We start from the raw sequence: 12,470 nt of genomic DNA, 5'->3' as shown, positions 1-12,470 counted from the left end.
CGTAAGAGCCAGACTTGTCCGACACGCCCATTCGTATCGCCACGCGCGGCAGCCCGCTGGCCCGCGCCCAGGCCGAAGAAGTCGCCGCCCGGCTGCGGTCCGCCCACGGCCTGCCCGAGGAGATGACCGAGGTCGTCGTGTTCCAGACCAGTGGCGACCGGATCCAGGATCGCGCGCTCGCCGAGGCCGGCGGCAAGGGCCTTTTCACCAAGGAGCTCGAGGAGGCGCTGCTCGACGGCCGCGCCGATATCGCCGTGCATTCGGCCAAGGACATGCCGACGGTGCTGCCCGACGGGCTGGTGCTGACAGCCTATCTCGAGCGCGAGGATGTGCGCGACGCGTTCCTGAGCCGCGTCGCCGGATCGCTCGCCGAGCTGGACGCCGGCGCCGTGGTCGGCACCGCCTCGCTGCGCCGCCAGGCGCTGGTGCGCCGCCTGCGCCCGGACCTGAAGGTCGTCACCTTCCGCGGCAACGTGCAGACCAGGCTGCGCAAGCTCGAGGAAGGCGAGGTGCAGGCAACGCTGCTGGCGCTCGCCGGGCTGAAGCGCCTCGGCGCCGAGCACGAGGCGACCGGCGTGCTCGGCCTCGACGACTTCCCGCCGGCGCTCGGCCAGGGCGCGATCACGGTGGAGACGCGCGCCGACGACGCCCGCGTCATTCCGCTTATCGCCGCGATCGACCACGCCCCGACGGCGGCGGCGCTGACCTGCGAGCGGGCCTTCCTCGCCGTCCTCGACGGGTCCTGCCGCACCCCGATCGCCGGCCATGCGGTGATCGACGGCGACCGGCTGCGGTTCCGCGGCCTCGTCCTCAGCCCCGACGGCACGCAGGAATTCGAGGCGATCGCGGCGGGCGCGGCCGGGGACGCCGAGGCGATCGGCCGCACCGCCGGCGAGGATATCGTCGCCCGCGCCGGTACGGAGTTCCTGGCGGCGCTCAAGGCGCTGTCGTGAGAGTTCCGGCATGACGGTTCTGGTGACGCGGCCGGCCGGCGACAGCGAGAAAACCGTTGCCCGTCTGGCCGAACGCGGCATCGCCGCGATCGCCGCCCCGGTCATGGCGATCCGCCCGCTCCCCGATATCGCGCTCGCCGAAATCGCGCTGCCCGAGAAGGCAGACCCCGCAACCTGCCGCGCGCTGATCGTCACCAGCGCCAACGCCATCCGCACGCTCGCCGGCCGGCCCGAGCTGGCGGCGCTTGCGGCCGTTCCGCTCTACGCTGTCGGCGACCACACCGCCGAGACCGCCCGGCAGGCGGGCTTCACCGACGTGCGCTCGGCCGCCGGCGACGTCCACGATCTTGCCCGCCTCCTGCGCGCCGAGATCAGGCCCGGGGAAGGGCGTCTGGTTCATCTGAGCGGCCGCGAGGTGGCCGGCGACCTGGCCGGCGAGCTCGCCGCCGCCGGCTATGAGACCGAGCGGCGCATCGTCTACGAGACGGTTGCCGCCGATGCGCTGCCCGCCGCCGCGCGCGATGCGCTGGAGGGAGCGGAGATCACGGCGGTCCTGCTCTATTCGCCGAGAAGCGCGGAGACCTTCGGCGCGCTCGCCCGCAACGCCGGCCTCGGCGATTATCTGGCGCGCGTTGCCGCCGTGGTGATATCGGAGAATGTCGCCGAGAAGGCCCGCGCTTTCGGTTTCGGCCATATTTTCGTCGCCGAGCGGCCCGACGAATCGGCACTTATTGCCGCACTTGAGCGTTTCTTAAAGCAATCGATCCGATAACCGGGACGCTGGGCCTCGCGACAGCGGAGCCAAAGCGTGTATAAACCGGCAAAGGCCGAGCGCCCGGGGTGGCGCGTCCGGGTCGGCTCGCAACGACGGGACCGGAATCATGACCAACGGCGAAAAACAAGATCGCAACAAGACCGAACGCGGCGAAACGGGTGACCGCGCGGACCGGCGCCGGCGGGCGGTGCGCCCGGCGGTGATCGAGGGCGAGGCCCGCGAGATCGCCGAGGAAACCGCCGAGGAAACCGCTGCGCCGGGCGACGAAACCTCCGAAGCGACGGTGGAGGCGGAGGCAGAGACGACGGCCGCCGACGTTGGCCCGACCGAAACGACGCCCGAGATGACGCCCGAGACGACGGCTGCCGCGGACGAAAGCGGGACCGAAGAGACGCCCCCGGACGCGCCCCCGGACGCACCCGCAGAGGGCGACGAGGAGACGCGGGAAGGCGCGTTTTCCAGTGAGGAAACCGCCCCGGACCAGGCCGAACCGGCGCGAACCGCCCCGCTTCCCACCGCCCGGCGCGCCAGCGTCATCGCCGCCGGCATCGTCGGCGCCGTCCTGGCGCTCGGCGTCTATCTGGGCCTCGATTATCTTCGGATCCTGCCGCGCGCCGGCGCCAGCAACGCCGAATTGACGAACATCGTCAATGAGATGGACCGCCGGCTGACCGGCATCGAGACGAGCATCGCCCGCGCCGCGAAGCGCGACAACTCCAAGGTCATCGCCGGCAAGATCGCCGATCTGGAGAGCTCGCTGAAGGAAATCGGCGCCGATCCGCGCAATTCGCTGGTCCGCCGCATGAACGACGCCGAAACCAAGATCGATGCGATGGCCGAGAGTGCGGCGGCCTCCCCGGCCGCCAAGGATCTGGACGAGCGCCTGACCTATGTCGAGGACAAGCTCGCCGACATCGGCACCGGCGCGGCCTCGGCGACCGGCGAAATCGGCGGCGACATCGAACAGCGCCTCGCCGATCTCGAGACGCGGCTCGGCGGCGTCGAGGCCCGCCCGGCCGTTGTGACGCCGGACGGCAAGCCGGTCGATGATGCAGCCGTGAAGGCCCTGTCCGACCGGATCGCCGCGCTGAATACGCAGATGACGGAGATGTCCGATACCGTCGCCGCGCTCGGCAAGACCGTTTCCGCCCAGCCGACCGGCCGCCTGGACGAGATCGATAAGACGCTGTCCGCCCTGCAAGGCGAACTCGGCAAATTGAGCGGCGACGTCGACGCCAAGCTCGCCACGCTCAAGAAAACCGTGGCCGAAGCCGGTCCCGGCGAGGCCCGCCAGATGGCCCGCACCACCGCCGGCGCGCTGGCCGTCACCGCGCTGGAGCGCACCGTCGACGAAGGAAAGCCCTATACCGCCGAGCTCGACGTGCTGCGCCCGCTCGTCGGCGACAAGGCCGATCTTTCCGTTCTCGACGCCCATGCCGGGACCGGCGTCGGCGATCTTGCGACCCTCCAGGCTGAGTTCGCGACCACCGCCAACGCCATCCTGTCCGCCGGCGCGCCGGCGGACGGCGGCCCGGACGACAGCGGCATCGTCGGCTCGCTGCTGGACAGCGCCCGCACGCTCGTCCGCGTCCGCCCGACCGGCAAGGTCGAGGGATCGGGCCGCGGCGCCACCGTCGCGCGCATCGAGGCGGCGCTGAACGCCGGCGACCTGAAGACCGCCGCGAGCGAATGGGACACGCTGGATGACAGCGCCAAGGCGGCGTCCAAGGATTGGGCGGACGCCCTGAAGGCGCGGATCGCGGTGAATTCGGCCCTTGCCGACCTGTCGTCGGCGCTGACCGCCTCGCTATCGGGCGCGGCCGCGAGCAACTGATCCGATGAGGCTTGAGCGCGCATGATCCGGGTAGCCCTCTATATTCTTCTTGTCGGTGCGATCGCGTTCGGCGCGGCCTGGCTCGCCGACCGCCCCGGCGATCTCGTCGTCGACTGGCAGGGCTGGCACATCGAGACCAGCGTCATGGTGGCCGCCGTCGGCGTCATCGCCGTCGTCGTCGCGCTGATGATCCTGTGGACGCTGGTCCGCTGGCTGGCGCACGGCCCCTCCGCCGTCACCGGCTTCTTCAAGGGGCGTCGGCAGACGCGCGGTTACAAGGCGCTGTCGCGGGGCATGATCGCCGCCGGCGCCGGCGATGCCCGCCTCGCCCGGCACGCCTCCAAGGAAGCGCACAAGCTGCTCAGGGACGAGCCCCTGGCCCTGCTTCTGGACGCCCAGGCCGCCCAGCTTTCGGGCGACCGCAAGGCCGCGACCAGGGCGTTCGAGACCATGACCGAGCGGCCGGACACCGAGCTGCTCGGCCTGCGCGGCCTCTATATCGAGGCCCAGCGGGCCGGCGACGAGGAGACCGCGCGCGCCTGCATAGAGCGCGCCGCCGCCCGCGCGCCGGGCCTTGCCTGGGCCGCCGGCGCCCTGCTGGAAATCCAGACCCGCGAGGGCGACTGGGAAGCCGCGCTGGCGACGGTCGAGCGCAATGCCGAACACCGGCTGATCGACAAGAAGGCGGCCAAGCGGCTGCGCGCCGTTCTGCTCACCGCCCAGGCGATAGCGCGCGAGGACGCCGATCCCGAGCGCGCGCTGGCGCTTGCGCTGGAGGCGCACAAGCTCGCGCCGGAACTGGTGCCCGCCGCCGTCATCGCCGCGCGCCAGTCCTCGGCGACCGGCAACACCCGCCAGGCGACCCGGATCGTCGAGAAGACCTGGCGGCTGTCGCCGCATCCCGATCTCGCCACGATCTACGCCCATGCCCGTCCGGGCGATTCCGGCCGCGACCGGCTGAAGCGCGCCAAGGCGCTGCTCGACAAGATGCCGAACAATGTCGAGGGCCGCATCGGCGTCGCGGTTACCGCCATCGACGCCCGCGACTGGGCCGAGGCGCGCGCCGCGCTGAAGCCGCTCGCCGCCGCGCAGCCGACCCAGCGCGTCTGCCTGCTGATGGCCGATATCGCCGAGGGCGAGACCGGCGACGCCGGCAAGGTGCGCGAATGGCTCGCCCGCGCCGTCCGCGCTCCGCGCGATCCCGCCTGGACGGCGGACGGCTATGTCTCGGAGACCTGGGCGCCGGTCTCGCCGATCTCCGGCCACCTCGACGCCTTCGAATGGAAGGTGCCGGTCGAGGCCCTGTCGGCGCCGCTGGAGACCCCCGAGCCGGAGCCTGCCACCGAATCGGCGCCAATGATCGAAGCCCAGCCGGGCGCGCCTGATACAGAGTCCCCGGAAACAGCCCCGACCGTAGAGCCGGCGGCCGCCCAGCCGGGGACCGCCCAACCGGAGACCGCCGAACCGATCGACGTGACGCCGCAACCGGAGGCACCGGAAGAAACCACGGCCGCCGCCACGCCAGCCGTGGAAGCCGAGGAAGCGCAACCCCCGGAGACCGGCGAAAAGCGTCCCACTACCGCCAAGGAAGAGGCCACGGACAGAAAACCCGGGAAAAAGGCGGCCACGCCCGCCCCCGAACCGGCGACCGCGGCGGCAATGGCCGCGACGGCCGGAGACCGCTCCGCCGAGCCGGACGCCGACGAGCATCCCTTCGCGCTGGACCGCGCCCCGGACGATCCGGGTCCGATGCCGCCCGACGAGGACAGGCCGAAAAAGCGCTTCGGACTGTTCTGACATCGTGACGCTTGAAATGTCGCGCCGGCACGCTTATTCATGCGCCGCACGGGGCCGCCATAGCTCAGTTGGTAGAGCGGCGCATTCGTAATGCGTAGGTCGGGTGTTCGAGTCACCCTGGCGGCACCACTTCCCCCCACACAATTCGCCAACGTCGCCGCGCGTAGTGTCGCCTCGTCTACAGGCGCGCGCATCGCCATGCGAAAAGACCGGGTCTCTCGACTCGGCCTTGGAGATCGATATACGGCCCCGTTCCGGTGCTCAGTAGCTGGCCGGCGCATATAGCGCGACCAGGCTGCTGTCGCGGATGTTGGGGGTGCCGATGGTCGCGTAGCACACGAGATTGAACGTGTTCGCGCCGGCCGTGACCGGATAGGCGCGGACCGCCGATCCCGAAAGATTGATCAGGCTGCCCGCCGACTCCTCGATGACCACCTCATGGTCGGTGTCGACGGTCGATCCCGTGGTGATGGAGCAGCGTGCGGTGATGTTGATCCCGTAGATGACCCAGCTCGCATTGACCATGGCGTAGCCGTCCGCCGGTGCATCGAGCGTGACCGTCCGGTAGACCGCGTGCGCGCCGCCGATCGCCACGTCCTGGTCGCCGCTCGAGAACGCGATCCCCGCGGGCTTCGCGGATGCCGACAGGTCTTTGGGCCGAATCGTTCCGTTCTTGATCCGGCCGGACGTGACGGAGTTCTTCTTGATCTTGTTGGTGCCGACGGCGCCGCTGCGGATCTTGGCGGCCGTGACCGCCTTCTTGCCGATTTCCCGCACGTTCACGCAGCCGCGGCAGTCCAGATTAGTCGCGGTTCGATTGCCAGGTGGGAAGGACTGGGCCGCCGCCGTCGACGAGAGGACGACACCGCCCATGACCATTGCCAGCGCAGTACCTGAAATCTTTGCTTTCCAACCTGTTGCCATCATCAAATCCCTCCAATCCGGCGTCTCACAAACGAGTCGTGTCCGAGACCAATGTAGAGGGCAGAAGTGAACGAAATTCCCTTAGGGAATACTGGCGAGGGCATCGACCGCAAAGACAGGGGCAGGTCCCCACCCGATTTCGTCGTTTCGCCTCCCGCGGGCAGGCGCGAAAAAGACGCATTCCGGTTTCAATAAGGCTCCGACGGTATCCGGATGACCGGCACCGCCACGGCAATCGTCGGAAACGGCCGTCCGTTTCGATCACCATATCGGCGGTAGGCACTGAAACGCGCGCGCGAAGCACTGCATGAGCATTTCCCGATCATCGGCCGCAACGGCGGCGTCTCTTCCGCGCCTGTGGGCCGAATTCGGTCTCATCTTCGTGGCCACGCCCCTGATCATGGCGCTCGGCCTGCCCCCAAGCGTGATCTGGACGGGATTGGCGGGCATGCTGATCCTCGCGGTGATCCTGCTGTCGCGATCGATCGGGTTCTCGTGGCGGTCGCTGCTGGCGCGGCCGGTCGTTACCGATTGGACCGTCCTGGCGGGTTTCGTCGTGCTGACGGTCGCGGTCGCCCTCGCCCTCGTCCTGTGGCTGAGACCCAACGCGCTGTTCATGCTGCCACTTCACAACGAGCGGCTGTGGATCCTGATCCTGATCTTCTATCCGTTCGTCTCGGCGCTGCCGCAGGAAATCGTGTTCCGGGCGCTGTTCTTCGGCCGGTACGGAGCCCTGTTCCCGGGACGGCACGTGGCGATCGCGGCCAATGCCGGCGTGTTCTCGCTTGCCCACCTGTTCTACTGGAACTGGCCGGCGGTCATCCTGACCCTGTTCGGCGGCGTGGTCTTCGCCTGGGCCTATCGCGAGAAGGGCTCGTTCCTGTTCGCCTGGCTCATGCATGCGCTCGCCGGCCAGATCGTGTTCACGACCGGCCTCGGCGTCTTCTTCTTCCACGGCATGGTGCGGTAGCGGCTGCGCGAAGCGAGATCCGTCGGACAATCGGACGGTTCGCCGCTCCCCCGCGCCGTCCCGTGGGACAGCAACGGCGCGAGGGGACCCGTTTCCCGGATCGGCAACGTGGGCTGCTAGGCCGCCAGCTGCTTCAGATAGGCGTCGGCTTCCTCCGGAACGGCGAACCAGGGGAAGAAGTCCGTCGGATCATCGAAGCCATTGGCGATCCGCTTGGCGAGCACCGGGAACTGCTGCGCCGCGCCCATGATGTTCAGCACGTGCGGCGGCGGCGGCCGCAGGAGCGCATTGGTCCAGCCGGCGACATACTGGGCGTAGTTCCAGTAGGCATCGAAGGTCCCCTGCATCCAGGCCTCGTCGAACGCCTCGCCGCCGCGCGCCAGGATCGAATCCATGTAGACCCTCGCGCACTTCGACGCATTGTTGGAGCCCTGGCCGGTAACCGGGTCGTTGAGGACCACGACGTCGCCCATGCCGAGCACCGCCTTGCCCGACGGCAGCCGGCCGTTGGGATGGCGCACGGTCGGCGGGAAGCGGCCGGCGAGCACGCCGTTGTCGTCGGTCAGCGCGATATCGCGGCAGCGCTCCGCCTCCCACGGCAGGAAGGTGTCGAGAATCCATTTCGATTTCTCGAGATGTTGCTCGGGTGTCTTGACCTCGCCCCAGCAGTCCATCGGTCCGCCGGGAATGCCCTCGAACACCATGATCTCGCACGGCCCCGTCGTCGTCAGCGCCGGGAACACGAAATACTCGCCGACGGTCGGGATCAGGTTGAAGCACACCCCCGAGTGCGGCGAGCGCGGCACCATGCCGGTGACATAGGTCAGCGCCAGCGCGCGCTGCGGCTTGTCGAACACAGACTTTTCGTCATCGCGCTGGAACATTCCGGCGATCTCGCCCTTGCCGGCGGCGACCACAACCAGGTCGCTCTCGTTCGCATAGCGCTCGAGGTCCTGGACGGTCGCGTCGTGGATGTCCAGCGTGCCGCCACGCTCCTCGAACGCCTTCATCCAGCCGGGGAACTTCACCCGCTGGTCGACGCTCTGGGCGTAGCGGTCGAGCTTGCCGTTCCAGTCGATCGCCTTGACGCCCGGCGCATCCGGCGCCGGCACGGTGAAGTTGATCGAATCGACCGTCGGGCATTCGCCTTCCCAGAAATTGATGCCGATGTCGCGCTCGTTCTGCAGCGCCTGGTCGAACATGCACTGGCTCGACGTCACCCGGCCTGTGGCGATCTCCTCGGCGGTGCGGTTCTGCACCACACGCACGTCGTAGCCGCCGTCCTTCAGAAGTCCGAGCGCCAGCTGCAGGCCGGACTGGCCGCCACCGACGATGGTCACACTGCGTTTTGCCATCTTTTTTCCTCCTGGTTCTTGTCTCAGTCCATCAGCAGCGGAATCGCCGCATCGGCCCGCTCCGGCCCCATCGCCGTGTAGCCGCCGTCGACGCGGATATCCGTGCCGTTGATGAAGGACGCCTCGTCGGAGCACAGGAACACGACCGCGTTCGCCACCTCCTCCGCGTCGCCGACACGGCCGGCGAGATGGAAGGGCGCGGCCACCGAGTCCGTCTTCTCCCGGTTGTTCTTGGTGAGCTCGACCATGAGCGCGCTCCAGGTCCAGCCCGGCGACACCGCATTGACGCGAATGCCGTCCGGGGCGAGATCCATCGCCTGGTTGCGGGTGAGCTGCAGAATCGCCGCCTTGGAGACCGGATAGAGCCAGCGCCCGGTCTGGGCCACGCGCGAGGAGATCGAGCCGAAGTTGACGATCGCCCCCCTGGTCTTGGCCAGGTGCGGGCGCGCCGCCTGCATCAGCATCACCGAGCCGACGACGTTGGTGTCGAAGGCCTCGAGCCACTCGGCCCGGGTCGAATCGGCGCCGTTGTCCAGATAGGTGCAGGCGACGTTGACCAGAAAGTCGATGCGACCGTGCGTCTTGGCGGTGGTGTCGACCAGGTCCCGGATGTCGGCGTCCTGGCGCAGATCGGTCTTGTGGAAGCCGGCATTGGCGCCGACGCGATCGGCGACCGCCTTGCCGCCCTCTTCGTTGATATCTGCGATCACGACCTTGGCGCCCTTGTCGGCGAACGCCTTTGCCACGGCCTCGCCGATCAGCGTCGCGCCGCCGGTGACGATCGCCACCTTACCGTTGAAATCCGGCATGCGTTGTCCTTCCCGTTACTTTATGCTTGAAATAAAACAATCATTGGAAAGGCGACGAAGGAAAGCCGGCAGGCGCGGCGACTATCCAGAAAACGCAACAAACCGATCGGCCGGCCATTGACCGCCGGCCCGGTCCGCAATAGAGCCGCCGCCCTCGAAGGAAACCACCGGCAACACCGCGTCGTCGGGAGGACGTACGTGGCCCTACAGGCAGTGCCCGAGCCGCTGGCCCGCTACAATCTGTTCCGAACCGCGGATCTCGACGAGGCCCGCGAGCAGGTCGCGCGCGTGTTCTGTCCGCATCGGCTGAAGATCACCGGCGAGCGCGGCCGCTTCCGCACGGTTCAGAACCACGTGGACACCGGCCTTCTGTCGCTCAGCTACATCGGCTACGGCGCAGACGTGGAGATCGAGCCCGGCGAGCTCGACACCTTCTACCTGATCCAGATCCCGCTGGCCGGCGCGGCTTCGATCCAGACCGGCCGCCGGGCGTTCATCGCCGATTCCCGCCAAGCGTCGATCCTCAACCCGAACCGCTATACCGCGATGCGCTGGTGGGCCGGCTGCCGGAAGCTGCAGGTCCAGGTCGCCCGCTCGGTCCTGGAGTCCGTCGCGGCCGACTATTTCGGCCGCGGCATCGACACGCCCCTGACCTTCGACGCGGCGATGGCGCTGACGCGCCCCGAAGCCGCCGCATGGCTGCGCCACGTCGTCGCCTTCATGCGCTGCGTCGAGAAAAGCGGCTCGGACGTCGACGCGAAGGACCGCGTCGATTTCTACGGCGCCGAGCTGCTGCGCGAACTGGTCGAGGTCCAGGCGAACTCCCACTCGCATTTCGCCGAGGCCTGCGGATCGGGGCCGTTGCCGCGCTACGTGAAGACGGCGCTCGAGTATATCCGGGCCAATGCCGACAGGCCGCTGACCAGCGCCGAGATCGCGCGCGCCAGCGGCGTCGCCGGCCGCACCCTGCAATACGGCTTCAAGCAGTTCCTCGGCATGACGCCGATACAGGTCCTTCGCGACGAGCGGCTCGATCGCTGCCGCCTCGCCCTCCGGCTTGCCGAGGACGAGGCGAGCGTTTCGGCCGTCGCCGCGCGATGGGGCTTTGCCCATCTCGGCCGGTTCGCGCAATACTACCGCCAGCGCTTTGGCGAGTCTCCGCGTCGGACCGCCCGGAGTTCCTGAGCCCGGCCCTGTTCGCGCGGTCCAGACGCGAAACCGACGCTACGTTAATAAAATGATGCTGCGGCTGCGGCATAGTGGCCACCGACCACGACCGATACGCGAAGGCCCCGAACCCGCCCCGAGCCAGCAAGGAGACCCGGCGCCATGTCCAAGCTCGTAGCCGATGTCATCGTCGAAGCCCTGATGGAAGCCGGCGCCAAGCGCTGCTACGGCATCGTCGGCGACACGCTCAATTTCGTCACCGACGCGATCCGTCGCAAGGGCATGGAATGGATCCACGTCCGCCATGAGGAGGTCGCGGGCTTCGCCGCCGGTGCCGACGCCTTCATGACCGACGAACTCGCGGTCTGCGCCGGTTCCGCCGGGCCGGGCAGCCTGCATTTCGTCAACGGCCTGTTCGAAAGCCACCGCAACGGGGCGCCGGTGGTGATGATCGCCTCGCAGATCGACCGCATCCAGTCCGGTCTGGCCTTCCCGCAGGACGTCGACCAGAAGAAGATCTACGAGCAGTATTCGGTGTTCTGCGAATACATCTCCCACCCCGACCAGGCCCGCCGGATCACGGTGCAGGCCGCCCAGGCCGCACTGACCAAGCGCGGCGTCGCGGTCATCATCGTCAACGGCGACATGACCAAGGAGCGGACCAAGGACGAGACCCACTGGACGGTGTCCCGGCCCAGCCCCGTCATCCGCCCGAACGACGACGAGCTGGCGCAGCTTGCTGATCTCGTCAACACGGCGAACAAGATTACGATCTATGGCGGCATCGGGTGCCGGCACGCCCACGACGCGGTCGTGGCGCTGGCGGCCAAGCTGAAGGCGCCGGTCGCCCACACCTCGCGCGCCAAGGAATTCCTCGAGCACGACAATCCCTACAACGTCTCGATGACAGGGCTGATCGGCACGAAATCCGGTTTCGAGGCCGTCGAGCATTGCGACCTGCTTCTGTGCCTGGGCACCGATTTCGCCTGGCCCCAGTTCTATCCGAGACGCGCCAAGATCGTGCAGATCGACATCGATCCCGCCCATATCGGCCGGCGGACGCCCGTGACGCTCGGCCTCGTTGGCGACGTGAACGCCACCATAGCGGCGCTGCTGCCACTTCTCGACGAGCGCTCCGACGACGCCTTCCTCGCGGCGAGCCTGAAGGAACACGAGAAGAGCCAGAAGACACTCGAGGAGCAGGCCAGAGAGCGCTCGCCCGGTCTCATCCACCCGCAATATGTCGCCACCAAGCTGAACGAGCTCGCCGACGACGACGCGATCTTCACCTCCGAAGGCGGCACCACCTTCGTGTGGATGCTGCGCTACCTGCACGCCAACGGAAAACGCCGTTTCCTGACGAGCCTGCTGCACGGCACCATGGCGAACTCCTATCCGATGGCGATCGGCTGTCAGAAATCGCATCCCGGCCGCCAGGTCGTGGCCATGTGCGGCGACGGCGGCATGACCATGCTGATGGGCGACCTCCTGACGCTCGTCCAGGAGAAACTGCCGGTGAAGCTGGTGGTCTTCAACAACGGCTCTCTCGGCTTTGTCGAGATGGAGATGAAGGTCGAGGGCATGCTCGACGCCTTCACCGACCTGCACAACCCGGATTTCTCCGCTCTCGCCAAGGCCTGCGGCTTCTACGGCCGGCGCGTCGAGAACGCGGACGACCTGGAGCCGGCAATGACCGAGTGGCTGAGCCAAGACGGCCCGGCCCTGCTCGACGTCGTCGTCAACCGCATGGAGCTGGTGATGCCGCCCACCGTCGAGGTGGGACAGGCCGTCTCCACGGCGATGTATGGCGTGAAGGCGGTCCTCGACGGGCGCTTGAACGACGTCTGGGCGCTCGCGGTCAACAACACGGTGAAGTAGGGATCACG

General features: G+C 68.3%; 10 protein-coding genes and 1 tRNA gene. 8 read left to right on the top strand and 3 right to left on the bottom strand.

What is annotated here, in order from left to right; genetic code table 11:
• Positions 1–14: 14 nt before the first annotated feature.
• The 5 genes from hemC (at position 15) to MUB46_RS10875 (ending at position 5,488) form a co-directional block, all read left to right on the top strand.
• On the top strand, positions 15–953 hold the full coding sequence (hemC, locus tag MUB46_RS10895; protein WP_261615921.1) for a hydroxymethylbilane synthase: 939 nt from the start codon (positions 15–17) through the stop codon (positions 951–953).
• Positions 954–963: 10 nt separating this feature from the next.
• Positions 964–1,725: a uroporphyrinogen-III synthase gene (locus MUB46_RS10890; RefSeq protein WP_261615920.1), complete on the top strand. Its 762-nt coding sequence runs from the start codon at positions 964–966 to the stop codon at positions 1,723–1,725.
• Between the two features lie 109 nt (positions 1,726–1,834).
• Positions 1,835–3,562: a COG4223 family protein gene (locus MUB46_RS10885; RefSeq protein WP_261615919.1), complete on the top strand. Its 1,728-nt coding sequence runs from the start codon at positions 1,835–1,837 to the stop codon at positions 3,560–3,562.
• A 21-nt stretch (positions 3,563–3,583) separates the two neighbouring features.
• Positions 3,584–5,359 (top strand): heme biosynthesis protein HemY, encoded by a 1,776-nt coding sequence (locus MUB46_RS10880; RefSeq protein WP_261615918.1) that lies wholly within the window; start codon positions 3,584–3,586, stop codon positions 5,357–5,359.
• 53 nt (positions 5,360–5,412) lie between these two features.
• Positions 5,413–5,488 (top strand) — tRNA-Thr (locus tag MUB46_RS10875).
• 132 nt (positions 5,489–5,620) lie between these two features.
• Here the strand turns inward: MUB46_RS10875 and MUB46_RS10870 are convergent.
• The gene (locus tag MUB46_RS10870; RefSeq protein WP_261615917.1) at positions 5,621–6,286 is read right to left on the bottom strand and encodes a hypothetical protein; all 666 of its coding nucleotides are present in this window, start codon (positions 6,284–6,286) and stop codon (positions 5,621–5,623) included.
• A gap of 304 nt (positions 6,287–6,590) precedes the next feature.
• Between MUB46_RS10870 and MUB46_RS10865 the strand changes: the two genes are divergently transcribed.
• Positions 6,591–7,253 (top strand): CPBP family intramembrane glutamic endopeptidase, encoded by a 663-nt coding sequence (locus MUB46_RS10865; RefSeq protein WP_261615916.1) that lies wholly within the window; start codon positions 6,591–6,593, stop codon positions 7,251–7,253.
• 116 nt (positions 7,254–7,369) lie between these two features.
• Here the strand turns inward: MUB46_RS10865 and MUB46_RS10860 are convergent, their stop codons facing one another.
• Entirely contained in the window at positions 7,370–8,608 is a 1,239-nt protein-coding gene (locus tag MUB46_RS10860) for a styrene monooxygenase/indole monooxygenase family protein (protein WP_261615915.1), read from the bottom strand.
• Positions 8,609–8,631: 23 nt separating this feature from the next.
• Positions 8,632–9,417, bottom strand: coding sequence for an SDR family oxidoreductase (locus MUB46_RS10855; RefSeq protein ID WP_261615914.1), 786 nt, complete (start codon positions 9,415–9,417; stop codon positions 8,632–8,634).
• A gap of 198 nt (positions 9,418–9,615) precedes the next feature.
• Between MUB46_RS10855 and MUB46_RS10850 the strand changes: the two genes are divergently transcribed.
• Both MUB46_RS10850 and MUB46_RS10845 read left to right on the top strand, forming a co-directional pair.
• A complete protein-coding gene (locus MUB46_RS10850; RefSeq protein WP_261615913.1) occupies positions 9,616–10,602 on the top strand; it encodes an AraC family transcriptional regulator in 987 nt (328 codons plus the stop codon).
• Between the two features lie 144 nt (positions 10,603–10,746).
• Positions 10,747–12,462 carry a thiamine pyrophosphate-dependent enzyme gene (locus MUB46_RS10845; RefSeq protein WP_261615912.1) on the top strand — a complete coding sequence of 572 codons (1,716 nt, stop codon included), beginning with the start codon at positions 10,747–10,749 and terminating at the stop codon, positions 12,460–12,462.
• The last annotated feature ends 8 nt before the right edge of the window (positions 12,463–12,470 follow it).

The sequence above is a fragment of the Microbaculum marinisediminis genome, assembly GCF_025397915.1.
In the GTDB taxonomy this organism is placed as follows: domain Bacteria; phylum Pseudomonadota; class Alphaproteobacteria; order Rhizobiales; family Tepidamorphaceae; genus Microbaculum; species Microbaculum marinisediminis.
This window is presented reverse-complemented; position numbering and strand designations above follow the sequence as displayed.

What these genes read in the sequence shown, in the direction of transcription:
- MUB46_RS10890 (WP_261615920.1), top strand. Translation starts at nt 964, where the DNA reads ATGACGGTTCTGGTGACGCGGCCGGCCGGCGACAGCGAGAAAACCGTT.
- MUB46_RS10885 (WP_261615919.1), top strand. Translation starts at nt 1,835, where the DNA reads ATGACCAACGGCGAAAAACAAGATCGCAACAAGACCGAACGCGGCGAA.
- MUB46_RS10880 (WP_261615918.1), top strand. Translation starts at nt 3,584, where the DNA reads ATGATCCGGGTAGCCCTCTATATTCTTCTTGTCGGTGCGATCGCGTTC.
- MUB46_RS10870 (WP_261615917.1), bottom strand. Translation starts at nt 6,286, where the DNA reads ATGATGGCAACAGGTTGGAAAGCAAAGATTTCAGGTACTGCGCTGGCA.
- MUB46_RS10865 (WP_261615916.1), top strand. Translation starts at nt 6,591, where the DNA reads ATGAGCATTTCCCGATCATCGGCCGCAACGGCGGCGTCTCTTCCGCGC.
- MUB46_RS10860 (WP_261615915.1), bottom strand. Translation starts at nt 8,608, where the DNA reads ATGGCAAAACGCAGTGTGACCATCGTCGGTGGCGGCCAGTCCGGCCTG.
- MUB46_RS10855 (WP_261615914.1), bottom strand. Translation starts at nt 9,417, where the DNA reads ATGCCGGATTTCAACGGTAAGGTGGCGATCGTCACCGGCGGCGCGACG.
- MUB46_RS10845 (WP_261615912.1), top strand. Translation starts at nt 10,747, where the DNA reads ATGTCCAAGCTCGTAGCCGATGTCATCGTCGAAGCCCTGATGGAAGCC.